We start from the raw sequence: 18,335 nt of genomic DNA, 5'->3' as shown, positions 1-18,335 counted from the left end.
ACCTCAAGGAACTCCGGGCAGCCAGGGCGTCCGAGAGCAACTTGGACACTCGCCTTCAGCTATCGCTGTCTTCCTCATCGTGCTCATCAGCGCCGTTTTTGCTCGTGGACGGCGCATTGCGGTTGCGAAAATCCTTTGAATGCAGGCCATGCTTCTTCAGGAGCATTTGCAGATGCGAGCGGTTCATATCGATGCGCCGCGCCAATTCCGCAACCGTGCCGCTCACCTCGCGCAGGCCGCGCTCCAGGAAGGCTTTTTCCGCGTCGTCGCTGGCGGCGCGCTTCGCGTCGCTTAGCGACATCAGATTCGCCACGCTGATCTGCTCCTGCCCCGTTGCAGTGGCTGCATGGGTCAACGCCGTGGCTGAACCGGGCGCGGCCGGGCGCATGTCCACCGGCAGATGATCGATATCCGCCATCTCCCCAGCCAGACACGACACGCGATACATCACGTTGCGCAGCTCGCGAATATTGCCTGGGTACGCATAGTTCAGCAGAAAGTCCCTTAAACGCGGCGTCAACCTAACAGGCCTGCGTTTTAGCGTACCCGCAGCCTCATCGCCGAACCATGCAATCAGCAGCGGTATCTCATCGCGCCTCTCGCGCAACGGCGGCAATGTGACGTGAATCACGCTGAGCCGGTAGAACAAATCCTCGCGGAACTTGCCCTCTTCGCTGAGTTGCCGCAGATTGCGATTGGTCGCCGCGACGATGCGTGTATCGACGGCAATCGTTTCATCGGAGCCCACGCGCTGAATCTCGTGCGCTTCCAGCACGCGCAGCAGCTTCACCTGACCGGCCAGTGGCAACTCGCCGATTTCGTCGAGAAAGATCGTGCCGGTATGCGCGCTTTCGAACTTGCCCTTGCGGTCATTCGAGGCCCCTGTGAACGCGCCCTTGCGATGACCGAACAATTCCGACTCCAGCAGATTGTCCGGAATCGCGCCGCAATTCACGGAAATAAACGGTTTGTCCGAGCGCGAACCATTCGCGTGAATCACCTTCGCCATCAGCTCCTTGCCGGTACCGCTTTCCCCATCGATCAACACCGGCAAATCGGTCGGCGCCGCCTTCTCGGCGATTTCGAGCGATTCGAGCAAGCGCGGATTGTCGCCAAATGTCCCTTCGAAAATGAAACTGCGTTCGATCAATGCTTTTCTACGCGCGCCCCGCGATTGGTCGGCAGGCGCAGCAGACTCGGCGGCCGTTGCGGCCTGCACGAAACGCTCCTTGTGCGAGAGCTGCATCACCTCGTCGCGTAACGAGGTGGCTTGCCGGAGCAGTTTGTCGATGTCGGCGCGCTCGAGCCGGGACGACCAGCGCAGCGTCGAGCGCAAAATCTCGATGCGCTCGATCAGGCCCGCGTACGAAATCGCCGGGCTGGGCTCTTCTACCTGGTCGAGTATCTTCATCATGCACTCAACTGTTTCTGGACCAGCTGGTAGTACATGCCGCCACGCTGGATCAAATCATCGTGACGGCCCTGTTCGACGATCGCCCCTTCATACAGCACCAGAATCTTGTCCGCACGCATGATGGTGCTGAGCCGATGCGCGATGATCACGGCCGTTCGCCCCTTCAGAATATCGTGCATGTTGCCGAGGATATTGCTTTCCGATTGCGAGTCCAGCGCCGAGGTCGCTTCGTCGAAAACCAGCAGACGCGGGTCGTGATACAGCGCCCGCGCGATGCAGAGCCGCTGGATCTGTCCACCGGATAGACCAATGCCGCGTTCGCCGACAATCTGCTCGTAGCCGAGCGGCATCTTGCTGATGAATGCGTGCGCGTCGGCCATTTTTGCGACTTCCTCGATGCGGCGCCGTTCGGGCGCGTCGTCGCCGCTGGCAATGTTCTCGGCAATCGTGCCGGAAAACAGCAGATTGCTCTGCATCACATAGCCGATCTGCGCGCGGTAATAGGCCTTATCGACCACGCCAAGATCGTAGCCGTCGATCGTCATCTTTCCCTCGGTTGGCGCATAGAAGCCAACCAGCAACTTGGCAAGCGTCGTCTTGCCAGAACCACTGCGGCCCACAATCGCCACCAGTTCGCCGGGCTTGATGTCGAAGCTGATATTTTCCAGAACATACGCCGAATCGTTCTCGCCGTAGCGGAAATAGACCCCGTTGAGGCTGATCTCTCCTTGCAGTTCAGGCAGCATCACGCGCGACGGCAAATCCTGCGGCTTCTGTTCCGGTTCGATATCGAGCACGTCGCCGAGGCGTTCCATCGCTACGCCCGCGTCATTCAACATGCTCCATAAGCCGACCAGTCCCATCAGCGGACCCAGCACGCTGCCCATGAACGCATTGAACGCGATTAGCTGACCGATGGTCATTTCGCGCGCCAGCACCAGATTCGCGCCGACCCAAAGAATGGCGATCGTGGTCGCGGCGTTCAGCAACTGGCTGCCAAGCCCAACAAGAATGCTGAAGGCGTGCGCCCGGTATTGCACTTCGAGCGCCTTCGCGTATTTCTTTTCCCAGCGCAACCTTACCGGCCGCTCGATGCCCATGCCCTTAATGGTCTCCACACCGGCGAGTGCTTCCATCAGAAATGACTTCGATTCGGTCGACGCCGTGAACACCTCGCGTGCGTAGTTTTTGATCTTGGGCGTAGCCAGCGCGGTCAACGCCATGATCGGTATCACGAACGCGATCAGCACCAGCGTCATCTTCACGTTGTAGACGAACATGATGGTGAAGTAGATGAACACCATCAGCAGATTCAGCGCGGTGGTCACCGTGGATTCGGTGAGGAAGGCGCGAATCGTCTGGTTCTCCTGGAAGCGCGCGAAGATGTCACCGGTCTTCCGTTTGGCGAAAAACGAAAACGGTAGAGACATGGTGTGCTTGAAGAACTGCGACATCATCGCGAAGTCCATGTTACGCACCATGAAATTGGCCAGATATGCGCGAATTGACGACATCAATTGCGAAAATACGTTGGCGATGATCAACCCGCCGATCAGCAGATGCAGCAGGCTGACATTCTGATGCACGATCACGCCGTCGAGAATGTTCTGGATAATCAGCGGCGGAATCACGCCGAGCACCTGAATGACGAACGTGGCAAGGAACAAGTGGCCGAGAATCTTCTTGTACGGCCTGAGATAGCCGACAAAGCGTATCCACGGCGAACGCGCAGCCGACATCTGCAAGAGATTCGCTCCGCCGGTAAAGAGCAAACACGTGCCGCTCCACCCGCGCTCGAAATCCTCAACCGTCATTTTCCGGAAGCCGAGCGCCGGGTCGGCGACCCACACGTACTCCTTCGAAAGCCCGTACACCACCACATAGTGATATCCCTCCCAATGCACAATGAAGGGCAGATCGAAACCGCGCAATGAATCGAATGTGCATTGCACGCCGCGCGCGGTGAAGCCGAGTGATTCGCCCGCGCGCGCGAGACTGTCGAGCGTGGCTCCCTGGGTCGTGACGTTGGCGAGTTCACGCAGCTTGCCGAGCGTCATCGGGATGTTGTAGTGGCGGCAGACCATGGCGAGACACGCGGCGCCGCAATCCATCTCTTCAGCCTGTTCGACCAGCGCAAAGCGCTTGATGACTTTTTCGCCGAACTCGGGTTTGGTCTGTAAATCGAGCATCAACGGCAACTTGCGCCGCTGTTCGAGACGCTTTTGCCGTTGCAATTCGCGGTCGCCGTAGCGAATCCGCTCATCCAGGACTTCGCGCAGCTTCGGATTGCGCTCCAGAATGAAATGGACGGTGCGCTCCGGGATCACCAGCAGCCGCGTGTCGGTCGTCGCCACCACCGACGCCATTTGCTCCTGCCGCATCAAACACGCTTTTTCGCCGAAGATTTCGCCTTCGCCTAGCGTCGCGAGTGTGTAGTCGTGGCCTTCCTCATGACGGACAATGCGCACTTCACCCTGCCGCACCACGTAGAGCCGCCGATCGTCGCGCCCGTCCTGCTTGAGAATTTCCTTTCCGGCGGCCACCCGTTTCACGCCGACGCTGCGCACATACTCTTCGAGTTCCGCCTTGTTGAGCTTGCCACGCAGATCGAACAACTGCGCGACGAAACCGCCGGCCGAGTTGATCGCCACGTAGCTCGCGATAAATGCCAGCGCGGCCTGATTGCCCGCTAGCACCGGTTCGATCGCAGCGCGGGGAATGAACAGCAACTCGGTTTTCGCCGACGACCGCACTGACGCCTCATGCACATATGCGCGCAACATCGCAATGTCGGCGAAAATCTCGCCGGTCTTGCGCACGCCCATGCTGGTTTCCTTGCCGTGTTCCTCGGTGAAGATCCGTACCGAACCGGAGCGAACCACGTAAAGACCGTCAGCCGTTTCGCCCGTCGAGCACACCGTTTCGCCAAACGAATAGAAACGTGCCTGCGCGTATTCGGCAAGACGCTCGATCTCGTCGCGCGAAAACGGCGAGAGGATTTCCACCGAGGTGAGAAACTCGGCAGCGGAAGGCGCGGTCTGGGGTGCATCCATGTGCTTGGGGACCTCGGTTCGGCTTTGCGTTGCGTCGCGATTCGTTGCGTTGCGCTGCGTTGTGCTGCGTTTCGTTGTTGCGTTGCGGCGTGATGCGATGCGAAATACGTGGCTAGCGCGCTTCGATCACATGCTCCTGCGCACGCGCGATCAACCAGCTCTCGCGCAGCAGACGCCTGACTTCAGCGGCCACATCGGCATCGAGCGTCGCCGGATATTTCGCCGTCACGGCGAAAATCTCGAAGCAGGAGCGATCCGCAGACGGAAACGGCCCGAGCAGATCGCCCACCGCGGCATTGAAAATCTTTGCCTCGATGTCCGGCTTCAACGATCCGCGCAGAACTTTGCCGATCACGCCACCGGCTTCGCGCGTATCCGCGATCGAATGCTCGCGCGCCATGTCGGCGAAACTGTCGGGATCGTCGTGCAGGTACGAGATCATTTCCTTCGCCTTGCCCTCGCTGTCGAGCACGATATGACTCACCTCGATCGCGTCGAACTTCGGCGAATTCAGCGCGAAGTAATCCTTGATGGCCGCCTCGTTGCCGACCACGTCGAGCATCTTCTCCTGATACAGCCCGTCCGTAATGAAGGCCTCGAACTCGTCGAGACTCACGCCGAGCGCATCGAGGTACTGATTCATATCCGTCGCGCGATGCAAGCCGCGCACACGGCGGAACTGATCGGCGCGCTGCTGGATTTCGTCCGCGGTGACGGCAATGCCCTGCTTTTTCGCCGCGTGCACCGTGAGCTTGTCGCGCACGATCTGCTCGATCAGGCTCTCGAACTGGCCGGTCAATTTCAGAAGACGAATGAACTCGGAAACGTCCACGACTTCGTCATCGATTCGCACTATCGCGGTCATGTCATTCGCTCCTTTTATTGACGTGTGATCGGCGCACTCAACCCGCCACCTGTCTGAACGGGTCGAGACCCAGATCGATCAGGCGCCGTTCGCGCACCACGATTTCCGCGCTCGCCGTCATGCCGTAGCGCAGCGGATAGCGGGTGTCGGCGATCTGGTAGTAGTTCTTGTCTAGCGTCACGCGGCCTTCGTATACCGGCTGCTTGTCCTGCAAGGACGGCTTGGTGGCCGGCGAAATATAAGCAAGCGTGCCGCTGATCAGCCCATAGCGCTGGTACGGGAACGCGTTGAATTTCAGCTTCACCGGCTGCCCCTCGTGCAGAAAAGCACGATCGTGTTCGGCGATTTCGATCTTCAACACGGCCTTCGCATCTTTTGGCGCGATGCCGCCGAGCGGCGCGTTCGCCTGGATCTTGTCGCCCCGCTGCGTCGAGGTCACGTCGGTGATGACGCCGGAGACCGGCGCGAGGATCAGCAGAAAATTGTCTTTGTCGATGTTCTCGAAGCGGATCCGCGCGGCGGCTTCGGCCACGAGGCGTGCGGTCTGCAATTGCAGACGCAGCTTGTCTTCCGCGTCGGTGATGTCGCGGACTGCCGAGTCGTACTGGAGTTGCAGGTCGGTGGTCTGCTGTCCGCTGGTTTCGAGTTGAGCATTGGCCTGCGCGTATTCGTGGCTCAGGCGGAAATCCAACTCCGCGAGTTTCGATTGCGCGACACGGTAGGCGTTATCCGCTTCCAATGCGGCGGTTCGTTTCTGCTCAACCTGCAACTCGGCGATACCGCCGCCGCCCGGCTGTGCGAAAAGCTGCGAGTAGCGGTCCAGTTCCTGACGCGCCGCCTCACGCGTGCGGCGCGCGTTGTCGAGTGCGCTGCGCGCTTCGTCGAGTTCGGCCTTTTGGCCTTCGGCGAGCTTGGTCGTGCCTTCGGATACACGATTTTCGTGTTGGTGGGCTTCCACTTCCAACTGCGCTTTCAGTGCGGCCGCCTTGCGCTCCATCAGGGCCTTCTTCTCGGGGAACTGCTTCCAGTCGCGCTCGGCGTCTTCGAGCTTGAGCTGCGCCTGCAGCGCGTTGCTCGCTGCTTCGATCGCACCGCGCGCATTCAGCCGCGCCAGCACGTCGCCCTTTGATACCGGCTGCCCCTCGGCGATGTACAGATCGGCGAGTTCGCCGTCGATCGGCGCATAGATGCGGCGCACCTCCGATTCCGGCGAGAGGGTGCCTTGCGCGCTGACGATCACATCCGCGCGCCCCACGAACGACCACAGCAAGCCGGCCACCACCAGCGCGACCATCGCCCAGATCAGCGCGCGCGCGAGCCGCACCGGCTCTGCGGTCAGAATCGCGATGCCTTCGACGCTGTGATCTTCCAGCGCCTCCGACAACGACCTAGGGTGACTGTCGCGTTTCACTCTGCTCGCCTCCGATCAACGCCAGTTTCGCCTTTAAAAGCCCAGGGTCCAGCACCATGCGCAGGTCCGTCAACGAGCGACGCTGCAAATCCGCTTCGGCTTGGATATCCGCGAGCAGGCGGTCGAAGTCGGCAGGATGGTCCGCCTTCAGTTGCGTATAGATGCGCATGCCCTGTTGCGCGGCCGACTGCGCATCGGAAAGCAGACGCGCCTCGCTGCGAAAGCCGGGCGAAATCCCCGCTTCCAGCCGTTGCGTGCCGCCGATCGGACCGCTCGCCCGATACTGCTTCCAAAGGCTCTGCGCGCGCAACAGCAGGTCTTGTGCACGCGCCAGTGCTTTGTCGTGCAAAGCGGCGACGTCTTTCTGGATCGATTGCACGAACCACGCGTCCGCTACCGGATCGAGACTGGCGTAGAACGACAGCAAGTGCTCGTCGTAATCCTTGCCGCCGCGCGTCTTCTGCAACTCGGCGAATTGGTCGAGCAGCGCTTTCTTGTGCGCCAGTTCTGCGGCGATTACATCGGACCACGGCCCGGCAGGCATGGCCTGCAAGCCAGCCAGCGCCTGCTGGGTGTCGCCGCGCTGCCACGCTGCGCTCGCCGCGTCATGACGCTGGATGACATCCGCCGACGGCAGGCGGCTCGCAGCCAGTTGCTGAAACTGCGCCTGAAATGGCGGGGTGCTGAAACGCACCGTTTTCAGCAAGGCGAGCAACGGCGTCAATTGCCGGCTGAGCGCGGCGTTCAGCACGTCGGCGTAGTGGCGCAAATCTTCCCGTACCCGATCGAGTCCGGCGAGACGCGGATAGCGCTGCGCGTAATCGTCGAGGACGGCAGGCAGCGCGTCGGGCTTGTCGCGCGCCAGTTCGGTGCGAATGGTGCCGTTCAGGCGGTCGATGGCGGCGATATACACCGAGTCGTCGCTTTCCAGTTTGCGCAGATGGCTCAGCGCCTGCGCGTACGGCTCCGCAAAAACGGGCACATACGAGGCGATGCGGTCGAGTGCGCGCTGATGGCTCCTCGGGTCGTCGTCCCAGCGCTGCAGCAGGCCGTTGATGGTGCCCTCGTCGGCGTACATGCGGATCGGCGCGTCTGCCCCGCCGCGTCCTACTACGAAGCGCTCCAGATCGCCCACCCATTGCAATTCGCCCACCAGAGCGGCGGCGTCCGCATTATTCGCACTCAACGATCTCATCTCCTTGAGCAGCGCGTCGGCCTGGTCGAACTGCGCCTTTTGCAGTGTGTTCAGCCAGCCGGGGAGTTTCGCCTTCAGCAGCGCTTCGCTCGCCAATGCGCTGACTTTTGTGTCGGCGGGATGGTTCGCCAGATAGCCGTTTGCCGCCGTCACCGCGCTGGTGTAATCGCCGCTCGCCAGCAGGTTTCTCAAGTCGCGCTCTGACGAGCCGCGCATGTAAAGCGTCAGCGCGATGGCCACCAGAACGGCGAAGGCCGCGCCACTCCACCACGCGGCCCGACGCGCCATCGTGTGATCGTCACCCGCAAAGGCCTTGCTGAGTTCGCCTACGAGCAGACGCCAACGCTGCGGCTGGCCCTTCGCTGCGCTCGAGCCATGTGAGCCGTTCGAGCCTTGCTTGCCGTGTGTCCCATTTGCGCCATGCGCGCCGTTTGTTCTGTTCGTTCCGTACGTGCCATTCGCGCCGCCTGACAGCGTGTCGCGCTTCGCATGCGCAGATGCGGCCTGCGCCGCCTCGTTGACTTCGTCTTCGCGTTGTAGCCCCGGGTCGACGCAAAAGATATCGAGGAACGAATGCGCGGCGCCGACGAACGTGGTCTTGTCGGTATCAGCAGCTTCGTCGGCAGCGGGATTGAGGAATAGCTGGGTCACGGTCGGCTCGACTTCAGGGGGTTTTTGCAACGTCACCCTGTAGACGAAGTGGTCGCCGCCAAATGCAAGGAGGTCCCCCTCCATAAGCGGCACCGCGGTTTCGTCGAGCCGCTTTCCGCCGACAAATGTGCCGTTGGTGCTGCCGAGATCTTCGAGGTAGAGTTCGCCGCCCTTCAGAAAGATGTGCGCATGACGCCGCGAGATGTAGTTGACCTGATGCGGATAGCGGTCCTTGTAGCGCGAGAAGACTTCGTCCGCCTTGCTAATGAGAAAGGGGAACGCCTGCACGTCGATTGGCTGAAGCCCGAGGTCTTCGCGCTGCGGCACCAGCAGCAGGCCGGGCACCGGTGCCGCACTCGCGGCGGCCACGATCCGCGCGCGCGGCTCGATACTCACGCGATAGCAGAGCTCGCCGCCAAAGCACAGTTCGTCGCCGGCACGCACCCGCGCGGGGGCTTGCCGCACCGCAATGCCGTTGACTGTCGTGCCGTTCTTGCTGCCGAGGTCGGCAACATAGACGGCGCCGTGCTCCGTGAAAATCCGCGCATGACGGCGTGACAAGCGGGTAATCCGCTCGGCGGGGTAGTCGGTAAACGGCACCTCGCTGCGGCCGACCGCGAAGAGGCTGTCGACGATCCGGATCGCGTCGAGTGCGGGACGCTGCGCGGACGCAACCGGCGACAGCACCACGTCGAACGTGGCGTCCAGTGTCGCGTGCATCTCAGCAATCGGGGCTTCGCCGTCGGTCATTTTATCTGGATCACTAATCGTTTACCCGCTGCGGCGAGAGCACAACGGGACCGGAAGGAAGAACTACGGCGAATAGCGGATGTTCTAGTGAGCCGTGCAGAACCTGGCTCCTTACAAATTTTAAGTCACACATGGCAAGTGTCAATTTTCAGATCGCCGGTTGTAAGGGCCATTCATGCGTCATCTGCAGCCGGAATACGCCACGCACGCCACACGCACGCCACGCCTCGGATTAGCTCAGTGTTCCTTTACTTCCGCTTGCACATCCACACTCGGCCAGCCGCCACCAAGCGCCTTATAGAGCAACACCGTGTCTGACAGAATCAATTGATGGTTGGCAAGCAGTTCCTGCTGCGCTTCCAGCAAGGTCCGTTCGGTTTCGAAAACTTCCAGCTGCGACACCACGCCGAGGCGCAATTGCGACTGGATCTGATCCGCGACGATTTGCAGACGCGATACCTCCTGCTGCAATTCCACACGCTGCGCCTTGTGCGAATTCAGATTGACCAGCGCGTTCTCCACTTCCTCGAACGCGCCCATGACGGCTACGCGGTACTGTTGCTCGGCGACCGTCGATTGCGCCTTTGTGACCTTCACATGGGCCCGCACACCGGGATCGAGCAGTGGAATGTCGATGCTGGGCATGAATCCGTAGGTGAACGATTTCAGCAAATCGGTCAACGCGAAACTCGCGGTTCCGCCATGGCCGGTGAGGTTGATAGTGGGCAACTGCGCGAGCTTGGCCTGACCGACCAGGTCGTAGGCCTCCAGCACTCGGAATTCGGCGGCCACTACGTCGGGGCGCCGCGCGAGAAGTTGCGCGGGCAAGCCATCGGGCACCACGGGCAGTTGCACGCGTTGCTGTAAATGCCCCTTCGGCAACTGGAACTCGCCTGCCGGCACGCCGAGCAGCGTGCATAGCGCGTTGTTCGCCAGATCGCGCGAGCGGCGCAGTTCGAGCAACTGGTTCGTCAGACGGTTGATCTCGGCCTGCTGACGCAACACCTGCGTTTGCGGCACGAGGCCATTGCGGCGCTGGCCTTCGTAGATGGTGAGAATCTGCCGGTTCGTCACGAGCGTTTGTTGCTGCTGCTCGATCTGATCGTCGAATTGCAGAATCTGGAAGTAGGTACTTGAGACGTTTGCCACCAGTTCCAGATAACCGGCGCGCCAATCCGCTTCGCTCGCGTGGAATTCGGCCTTTTGCGCTTGCACGCCCTTCTCCACTTTGCCCCAGATATCGATGTCCCAGCTCACCTGCGTCGCGACGTTGTACTGTTTGGAAAACGTCTGACCTGTACTCTTTTCGAAATCGGCGCCGCCGCCAAGATCCATGGTCGGCAACGCACCTGCTTTGGCCTCGCCGATCTGCGTGCTGGCCACGTCGATACGCGCGGCCAGCACCTTGATATCGAAGTTGCCTGCGATCGCTTTAGCGACCAGTGTGTCCAGATACGGATCGTGGAAGCCTTTCCACCAGTCCGGCTCGATGGTCGCGGCCGCCGATACCGGCGAGCCTTTCTGATCCGACCACGACGCCTTGGCGGGCGTATCGGGCCGCTTGTAGTCGGGCATGCTGACGTCGATACACGCGCACAGCGACAGCGCGCAGGCCGTTGCGGCGCAGAGTCCGCGCAATGCCGCGGCCATGCGGTTCGCACTGGCCGGTCGACGGTCCACACAGCACCGCGCCGAGGCGTTGAAAAAGCGCTGACGGACCATTGAATCAAGCAACGCTGACACGATTTTCTCCGATGACGCCGGGCACGCTGCACGAGAAGGACGCGCTGTTTAAGTAAAGCATCTCCTGCCCGTCTTCACCATCGAAGCGGTACAGGAAGGTCGGCGCGGGGATCGGGCGGTGACGCTGGGGTCGTGTGGAAAGAACGATTGGCTGCGAAATCTTTTTGACGCGCTGAGGGTGCGCGTCCCGCGGAGGCCTGAGAGCCTCCGCGGCGGCCTGAGCCGTTCAATACACGTTGATGTTGTTGCTCGAGCTCACATGCGGATCGATCGTGGTGGTCACGCCGGCGACGAATGCTGCGTTGTTGCCGTTGGCGTTCTGAATGTTCATTTCGTTGCTGATCAATTGCGTAGCGCTGACCTGCTTGCTGTTGTTCGGCGCATACACGGGCGTGAAGTTGAAAACCGACGACGACGGATAGCCGTAGCCAAGGCCGCCACGCACGGCGCTCATGGCCTTGCTGTCGAGTTGGGCGGTGAGGGACAGGTCTTTGATCATCAGCGTGTTCATGGTAAATCTCCTGGAAGGGAATCAGCACAGTCTTGCGGTTGGGTTCGAGCATCTTGTCTGCTCGAGTGTCACTAATGCATGGGCTGTGCCAGCTTTGATTTCCGATCCTAAGAAATCTTCTGGATGGCTGTAGATAAAGGACTTCGGGGAGGGTAGGCCGCGGCATGCAGCGCGACGGTTGCGAAGCGACAGGTTGGCACTGGTGGATCGCAACCAACAAAGCGTGCGACGGTGTTGGTTGCGACGTGACACTGAAGCAGAAAAGCCGCGTTGTGCCGATATCCCGTTAGCGCGCAATGACGGTGATCTTCTTCGAGTACACCGGCGGATTGTGCGGCATATGCATGTCGTCGCCCATCAGCAGTTGCAACGTGTGCTTGCCAGGCGGCAGTTGAATCGTCGTTTCCGTTTCACCCGCGCCGAAATGCAGATGGTTGCGGTCATTTGGAATTTCCTGGTCCATCGGCGGCAGGTCGGTATCGATCAGCAGATGGTGGTGCCCCGTGTTCGGATACTTGACGCCTTTCGGCGCCACGCCCATATAGCGCAAGCCGAACCACACCCGAAACGGTTTATTGGCCGCCACCACCTGCCCATCGTTCGGATAGCCGATATAGACGTGCGCACCGGCCGGCGACGGTGTCGTGCCGGCCATGGCGAGATTCGGCGAGGCCAGTGACGTCAATGTCGCAAATGCCACGAACGCCGCGAGCGCGATGATCTTGTACATGTTGGTCTCTCCGTCCTGGCGGACCCGCTTTGAACGAACGGGACCGCTAGTCTTTTAGTACGGTGATGGTGATCTTTTTCGAATACACCGGCGGCACGTGCGGTACGTGGTTCTGGTCGCCGAGAATGAGCTGCAGGGTGTGCTTGCCCGGCGGCAACTCGATGCGCGCGTCGGTCTCACCCGCACCGAAATGCAGGTGATTGCGGTCAGACGGAATTTCCTGGTCGAGCGGCGGCAGGTCGGTGTCGATCAGCAGATGGTGATGCCCGGTATTCGGAACGGCCACACCCTTAGGGCACACACCCATGTTGCGCAGACCCATACGGACCCACAGCTTGCCGCCGTGAATCACCGCGCCGTCCGACGGCCAGATGATGTATTCCTCGGCGCCCGGCGGCGAAGGCGTCTGTTCGGCAAGCGCGGCGTCCGACAGTGATGCGATACCGAGCAAGAGAAAAAGCGAGGCGCACCACGCAGTGCAGAACGCCGCAAGCGTTGCCTTCGTTCCATGACGTATGTCGAGCACGCCGAGTGTGAGGGTTCTTCGCATTGCGCACTCTCCCGAAGAATGGTCATAGCCGCCTCGGCTGCGCAAAGCGCAGGCCGGACGCTCCGGCTGGATGTCGCGGGCACTCGCGTCGTTTCACGTGGGTTCACGTGACGGGTTTATGTCGCGGGCTTACGTCGCGGGCTTAGGTCGATGAGCGGCAGCATTATTAAAACGGGCGTACTGCCCTACTTTGTGAATTAGCTTAGGACGTAACTTGCCAAAAAGATACGCCACACTCGTTAACCGTATAACGCATTGATGATGCGCGGACAGTTGTGACATGCAAACCGCGTGCTATCGTTATTCATAGGTTGTCGATGGAGAGTCGATAGCGGCCTCGATGCTGCGCCCGACCCACTCCAACGGCCGATGCGGGCGTCGCGGTCGTCGAGAACCTATGTTCTGTCCGGAACAAACAGGATACGAATATGTGGCGAACATTCCTGCTGGTGTGCATGGCCGGGGCAATGCAGGCGCATTGGGGCAGTGTTTATGCCGCGGCGCAGCGTGACGGCGCGGAACATGGCGCTGCCGCTATGCGTTCGACGGCTACGTTCATCGCGCCGTTCACGCTGCAAAAGGACAACCCGCAGCCTGCGCGCGTTGCGCTGGTGATCGGCAACGGCGCGTATGGCAATCACGCAGACGCGATTAGCGATAATGCGCCGCGCGATGCTAAAGCCATGCGTGACACGCTGCGTGCGCACGGCTTCCACGTCATCATGCGCACTGATGCGACGCCGCAGCAGATGCGGCAAGCCATCAGCGAATTCCGCCAACGTCTGCAAAACGGCGGTACCGGACTCTTCTATTTCGCGGGACACGGCTTGCAAATCGGCCGGCAGACGCTGCTCGTGCCAGCCGGCCTCGATGCACACGCGCCGGCACGGCTGGTCAGCGAGGGCGTCGATTTGAATACCGTGTTGCAGGCAATGCGCGCGCCGCGCGCCGGCGCGCTTAATCTCGTGATTCTCGATACGTGCCTGAACAACCCGTTCTCCAGCGACGTAACGCTCGATACGTCCGCGCTGCCCGCCAATACCGCCGTCGCTTACGCAACAGCGCCGGGCGGCTTTGCAGCGGACGGCACGCATCATGGCGTCTATACGAACGCATTGCTGGGCGCGCTCAACGGCGCTTCTTCATCACAGGATCTGGCGGGATTGTTTCAAGGCGTGGCGACGACGGTTAGCGAGGCGACTGGCGGTGAGCAAACGCCGTGGATCGCCTCATCGCTTGCCGAGGACGCGAGCCCGAGCGAGCCGGTATCTCGCGGCGTCAGCGCGGCGCTCATATCCGCTACCAGCAACGACCCCATTGTCGTGCTGCACAGCAGAGGCATTCTGCCAAAGGACAGTAGCGAGCAATACGAAATCACCTTCTGGAATTCCATTAAGGACAGCAACTATCCAGGCGACTACGAGGCTTATTTGAAGGCCTATCCGAACGGCCGCTTCGCCGCACTCGCCCACGCTCGCATCGACCGGCTGCGCGCCGCGGCATCGGCGAGTGCGCCATCCGCCACGCCATCTGTCGCACCACCGGTTGCGCCGTCGCCGCAAGTCGCGCGGCCAACCGCACCCGCCAGCGCCGCGCCACAAGACCATCCGCACGCCGCAGCGCCACCGGCGACGCCAACTCCGACGGCCGCCCCACCCGCGGTCCCTGCCACGCCTGCAGTCGTGCAAAAGCCCACGGCGCATCCACCGGTCGCCGGCGAAAGCCGCGATTGCGCCACCTGCCCGATCATGATCGCCTTGCCTGCGGGCGCGTTCTCGATGGGCAGCAACACCGACGACCCCTCCGAAAAACCCGTCCATCACGTGACCATCGGCACGCCATTCGCGATCGGCAAATACGCGGTGACCGTCGAGCAATGGAATGCGTGCGTCGCAGCGAACGCCTGTCAAAAGCTGACGCCCGAAAACAACACAAACAAAGCGGCGCCGGCACGCGACCTCAGTTGGGACGACGCGCAACAGTATGTGAAATGGCTGAGCAAAACGACCGGCAAACCGTACCGCTTGCCCACCGAAGCCGAATGGGAATACGCGGACCGTGGCGGCACCACGACGACTTACTGGTGGGGCGATCAGATGCGCAAGGGCAACGCCAATTGCAAGGACTGCGGCGACCCTTGGCACAAGGAAGGGCCCGAGATAGCCGGCTCGTTCGCACCGAATCCGGTCGGCCTGTATGACATGAATGGCAGCGTGTGGGAGTGGGTCGCCGATTGCTGGCACAACTCTTATCAGGGCGCGCCCGCCGACGGCCACGCATGGGACAGCCCCAGCTGCGACATGCGGGTGATTCGCGGCGGTTCATGGCGCGAAGGCGGGAGCTACATGCTGAGCGCGACACGCTTCAAATACAGTGCGAGCGTGCGCCAGTCGCAGGATGGCTTCAGGGTGGTCAAGGATCTCAAGTAAAGCAGCGCGCGCCTCCTTAAGGCGCGTGCGGCTTGGTCGTGATCGGCGCGAAATCCGCGACGATATGATCCTGACCGTATTTGCCCGCGATCTGCGCGAGTCGCGTATCCAGTGCGCGCAGATAATCGGCACGTGATTCGCTTTCGGGCCGCGGCTTGTCGAATAGCTGCACCGGCGTAATCAAAAGTACCACCATCTCCGATCCAAACGGCTTCGAAATGATCCAGTCACCCGCGCTGCCGATGGTGGCTGCATAGTGCGGGGGCGCCTGATTGTCCTTCGCACGCGGACTCGGCACCATGTGCACGACGCTGCCGTCGAGCTGGTAGTAGTCGAGGTTCACGTACGAGTCGTAACCGGGCGTCGTCACGTCGACGACCAGCGGATCGCCTTCGCTCAACTGGCCGCCTGGCGGCCGCACGTGCAGCGCTGCGACGTGGCCTGCTTGCCAGTTGCGGGTCCAGTAGGGGGCGAGCGCTTTGATCGTGTCGCATTTATCGTCGGCGAGTGGCTCGACCTGGAGCGTCAGTGTATCGACGCCAGGCAATGCCGCCAGCGTGTCCTTCAGATGCGCTGCGCCGTAGCGTTGCGAGACATAGCCGCGCACCGTCAGCGAGTGATCCTGTGCCGAGGCGGACAGCGCCGAGCACGGCACCTGCGCTAGCACCGGCGCGACAGCGGTTAAGGTCAGCGCGGGCTTGGGCGCGGGAGGTGCTGAAGGCTGCGCTGGAGGTGGTGCCGCGGGTGGCGCTGCGGTTGGCGCGGCCGTGAGCGCTGTAGTTGTCCCGGCAGATGACCCTGCGATCGGCCTTCCGCTGCCGCCTGCGGCCGGTGCGGCAGTTGACGGTGGCTCAGGCGCACTCGCCACCGGTGCGGCAGCAACAGGCGTCGCCGCCGAAGCCGCTTGATCCGCTGACGCCTCCGAGGCCGCTGAGACCGCCGCGGCCGGCTGCGTGCCACTCTGACGATTCGGCGCGGACCGGAAAGCAAACACGCCGACAGCCGCGGCACACACTACGGCAAAACCCGCGAACCCCGCCTTGACCAACGTACCCGACTTCTCCGCGCGCGCTTCGTTGTCGAACTCCGCGATGAAACGCACGACACTCGGCATACGTGTGTTGCGATCGAACGAAAGCGCGGCACGCAACGCGCGCCATTGCTTCGCATCGAGATTGGGCGGCCGCTGCGGTTTGAAGTCCGCATTGCGAGCCTGCGTCGCGGACAATCGGTCGAACGGATGGTGGCCCGTCAACAACTCGTAGGTAATGCAGCCGAGCGCGTAGATATCGTCGCGCGGATCCGGCTCGCGATGCTCGATCATTTCCGGACTCGCATACGCAGGTGTCAACGCGCCGAGGCTGCCGGGATCGAACACTGTGGCATCGCTCTCCTCTTCCGGCCGCTGGAACACGCGGGCGATGCCGAAGTCGATCACCTTCACTTCGGCATTCGTCGTGAGAAAGACGTTGGCGGGCTTGAAATCGCAATGCACAAAGCCGTGTTCGTGCGCATAGGCCAGCGCATTGCACATGCCGCGCACAATCGGCAGCGCGGCGCGAACCGGCATTCCCTGATAGCCCGGCGTGCGCAATAGCTGGCTCAGCGGCTTGCCGGTGAGGTACTCCATCGTCAGATAGACGATCGGTCCGTCGCGGTCGAAGTCGTACACCGCGATGATGTTGCGGTGCGCGAGCACCTGTGCCTTGCGTGCCTCCCGTTGCAGCGCGACGAGCGAATTCGGGTTGCCGCGGAACTGGACGTTGAGTACCTTGATCGCGAGATACGGTTTGCGATCCGACGCCTCGAGCTTGCGCAAATCGAGCGCCTTATACACCGTGCCCATCCCGCCTACACCCAGACATTCCTCCAGAACGAAGCGGTTGTTCAGCGTATCGCCGGTGCCTTTGATCTGATCATGTCCCAGCGCGCCGGCGGTGCTTGCTGCGCTTGCCGAGCCTGCCGCGCTCGCCCCGCTCGCCGAGCGTACCGAAGGTATCTCGACGGTGGTCTGCATGCCGGTTTCATCGCCCCCGGCTGCCACGTTCGAAACACGCAGCTGTTCGATACGCCGCCGCACTTCGGCGTAGAGATCGTCAGGCAGAGGGGTTTTGCGATGCGCTACGCCGAGCATTTCCAGCAGCTGCGTGGGACCGAGTCCTTCGGTCGTCAACGTGCTGTCGAGTTGAGCGACGAACTCGTCACGTGACAGCTCGCCGCTCTGATAGTCGCGAATCACATGCGCAAGGCTAGCCATTTGTGCGAAGCGCCCCCGCCGCCGTTGGGCCGGATCGCATGCGACCGGAGCCTTTCGGGCTGATAGAAAACCTGTCGTAATCAGTTACATGTGCCGCTTCGATACTAGCTCCCGACCTGAGCTTTCGCAAACCAGGATTGCCCCGCTGCGTGCCCTGCCGGCGAGTGTCTTGCGACATCCAACAGAATCCGTCGCGTTGTTGGGTACGCGCCATCAGCCGCCGGTCGTCTGCTCGTGGCTGTGCTGCGGCTTCGAGGCGGCGGCATGGCGCAAAAGCCTTGTGCATCAAGCCTCCGCCAACTTTCTTAGGAGACGCGAATAAAACTGGCACAGCCCATGCATTAGTGACACTCGAGCAGACAAGATGCTCGAACCCAACCGCAAGACTGTGATGTTCCCTTCCAGGAGATTTACCATGAACACGCTGATGATCAAAGACCTGTCCATCACCGAACAACTCGACAGCAAGGCTATGCGCGCCGTGCGCGGCGGCCTCGGCTTCGGCTTTGGCTACCCCAGCACGTCGTACACCAACATCAGCCCGGTGTTCGCGCCGAACAACAGCAAGCAAGTCAGCGCCACGCAGTTGATCAGCAACGAAATGAACATCCAGAACGCCAACGGCAACAACGTTGCGTTTGCCGCGGGCCTCACTTCGACGATCAACCCCTCCGTCACGTCGAGCAACAACATCCATGTCTAAAGCATGATTCGGCGAAGCGGAGGGGCCCCCGGCAATCTCCGCTTCGCTCCGATCACGCCCGTCTTCCGCGCAC

The 18,335-nt window shown here is 61.4% G+C and carries 12 protein-coding genes and 1 pseudogene; 3 read left to right on the top strand and 10 right to left on the bottom strand.

The window, feature by feature from the left end:
- Positions 1-55 precede the first annotated feature (55 nt).
- The 9 genes from HHL24_RS01880 to HHL24_RS01840 form a co-directional block, all read right to left on the bottom strand.
- The gene (locus HHL24_RS01880; protein ID WP_169483693.1) at positions 56-1,414 is read right to left on the bottom strand and encodes a sigma-54 interaction domain-containing protein; all 1,359 of its coding nucleotides are present in this window, start codon (positions 1,412-1,414) and stop codon (positions 56-58) included.
- On the bottom strand, positions 1,411-4,467 hold the full coding sequence (locus HHL24_RS01875) for a peptidase domain-containing ABC transporter (RefSeq protein WP_169483692.1): 3,057 nt from the start codon (positions 4,465-4,467) through the stop codon (positions 1,411-1,413). The genes HHL24_RS01880 and HHL24_RS01875 overlap by 4 nt, the downstream gene beginning before the upstream one ends.
- Before the next feature lie 112 nt (positions 4,468-4,579).
- Positions 4,580-5,332: a peptidylprolyl isomerase gene (locus HHL24_RS01870; protein ID WP_169483691.1), complete on the bottom strand. Its 753-nt coding sequence runs from the start codon at positions 5,330-5,332 to the stop codon at positions 4,580-4,582.
- A 37-nt stretch (positions 5,333-5,369) separates the two neighbouring features.
- Positions 5,370-6,743 carry an HlyD family efflux transporter periplasmic adaptor subunit gene (locus HHL24_RS01865; protein ID WP_169483690.1) on the bottom strand — a complete coding sequence of 458 codons (1,374 nt, stop codon included), beginning with the start codon at positions 6,741-6,743 and terminating at the stop codon, positions 5,370-5,372.
- Positions 6,721-9,339, bottom strand: coding sequence for an FHA domain-containing protein (locus HHL24_RS01860; RefSeq protein WP_169483689.1), 2,619 nt, complete (start codon positions 9,337-9,339; stop codon positions 6,721-6,723). Before HHL24_RS01860 ends, HHL24_RS01865 begins: the two co-directional genes overlap by 23 nt.
- A 237-nt stretch (positions 9,340-9,576) precedes the next feature.
- Positions 9,577-10,989 carry an efflux transporter outer membrane subunit gene (locus HHL24_RS01855; RefSeq protein ID WP_169483830.1) on the bottom strand — a complete coding sequence of 471 codons (1,413 nt, stop codon included), beginning with the start codon at positions 10,987-10,989 and terminating at the stop codon, positions 9,577-9,579.
- Between the two features lie 319 nt (positions 10,990-11,308).
- Positions 11,309-11,593 (bottom strand): hypothetical protein, encoded by a 285-nt coding sequence (locus tag HHL24_RS01850; RefSeq protein ID WP_169483688.1) that lies wholly within the window; start codon positions 11,591-11,593, stop codon positions 11,309-11,311.
- A gap of 286 nt (positions 11,594-11,879) precedes the next feature.
- Positions 11,880-12,323: a DUF4399 domain-containing protein gene (locus tag HHL24_RS01845; protein ID WP_169483687.1), complete on the bottom strand. Its 444-nt coding sequence runs from the start codon at positions 12,321-12,323 to the stop codon at positions 11,880-11,882.
- 46 nt (positions 12,324-12,369) lie between these two features.
- Positions 12,370-12,873 carry a DUF4399 domain-containing protein gene (locus HHL24_RS01840; protein ID WP_169483686.1) on the bottom strand — a complete coding sequence of 168 codons (504 nt, stop codon included), beginning with the start codon at positions 12,871-12,873 and terminating at the stop codon, positions 12,370-12,372.
- A gap of 428 nt (positions 12,874-13,301) precedes the next feature.
- Here HHL24_RS01840 and HHL24_RS44970 point away from each other — a divergent pair.
- Together HHL24_RS44970 and HHL24_RS44965 are read left to right on the top strand one after the other, a co-directional pair.
- Positions 13,302-14,060: pseudogene (locus tag HHL24_RS44970) on the top strand (caspase family protein); the annotation flags it as partial.
- 561 nt (positions 14,061-14,621) lie between these two features.
- Entirely contained in the window at positions 14,622-15,302 is a 681-nt protein-coding gene (locus HHL24_RS44965) for a formylglycine-generating enzyme family protein (protein ID WP_407947467.1), read from the top strand.
- Positions 15,303-15,318: 16 nt separating this feature from the next.
- On the opposite strand, the gene HHL24_RS01830 is transcribed toward HHL24_RS44965, so the two are convergent.
- Positions 15,319-17,559 (bottom strand): serine/threonine protein kinase, encoded by a 2,241-nt coding sequence (locus tag HHL24_RS01830; RefSeq protein WP_169483684.1) that lies wholly within the window; start codon positions 17,557-17,559, stop codon positions 15,319-15,321.
- Between the two features lie 415 nt (positions 17,560-17,974).
- Between HHL24_RS01830 and HHL24_RS01825 the strand changes: the two genes are divergently transcribed.
- The gene (locus tag HHL24_RS01825) at positions 17,975-18,262 is read left to right on the top strand and encodes a hypothetical protein (protein WP_169483683.1); all 288 of its coding nucleotides are present in this window, start codon (positions 17,975-17,977) and stop codon (positions 18,260-18,262) included.
- Positions 18,263-18,335: the final 73 nt, after the last annotated feature.

The sequence above is a fragment of the Paraburkholderia polaris genome, from assembly GCF_012927345.1.
GTDB classification, from domain to species: domain Bacteria; phylum Pseudomonadota; class Gammaproteobacteria; order Burkholderiales; family Burkholderiaceae; genus Paraburkholderia; species Paraburkholderia polaris.
The sequence above is the reverse complement of the archived record's forward strand: the minus strand, read 5'-3'. Positions and strand labels throughout refer to the sequence as shown.

Excerpts from the sequence above, each read along its gene's own strand:
- HHL24_RS01880 (WP_169483693.1), bottom strand. The coding sequence starts at position 1,414 with ATGATGAAGATACTCGACCAGGTAGAAGAGCCCAGCCCGGCGATTTCG.
- HHL24_RS01875 (WP_169483692.1), bottom strand. The coding sequence starts at position 4,467 with ATGGATGCACCCCAGACCGCGCCTTCCGCTGCCGAGTTTCTCACCTCG.
- HHL24_RS01870 (WP_169483691.1), bottom strand. The coding sequence starts at position 5,332 with ATGACCGCGATAGTGCGAATCGATGACGAAGTCGTGGACGTTTCCGAG.
- HHL24_RS01860 (WP_169483689.1), bottom strand. The coding sequence starts at position 9,339 with ATGACCGACGGCGAAGCCCCGATTGCTGAGATGCACGCGACACTGGAC.
- HHL24_RS01855 (WP_169483830.1), bottom strand. The coding sequence starts at position 10,989 with ATGGCCGCGGCATTGCGCGGACTCTGCGCCGCAACGGCCTGCGCGCTG.
- HHL24_RS01850 (WP_169483688.1), bottom strand. The coding sequence starts at position 11,593 with ATGAACACGCTGATGATCAAAGACCTGTCCCTCACCGCCCAACTCGAC.
- HHL24_RS01845 (WP_169483687.1), bottom strand. The coding sequence starts at position 12,323 with ATGTACAAGATCATCGCGCTCGCGGCGTTCGTGGCATTTGCGACATTG.
- HHL24_RS01840 (WP_169483686.1), bottom strand. The coding sequence starts at position 12,873 with ATGCGAAGAACCCTCACACTCGGCGTGCTCGACATACGTCATGGAACG.
- HHL24_RS44965 (WP_407947467.1), top strand. The coding sequence starts at position 14,622 with ATGATCGCCTTGCCTGCGGGCGCGTTCTCGATGGGCAGCAACACCGAC.
- HHL24_RS01830 (WP_169483684.1), bottom strand. The coding sequence starts at position 17,559 with ATGGCTAGCCTTGCGCATGTGATTCGCGACTATCAGAGCGGCGAGCTG.
- HHL24_RS01825 (WP_169483683.1), top strand. The coding sequence starts at position 17,975 with ATGAACACGCTGATGATCAAAGACCTGTCCATCACCGAACAACTCGAC.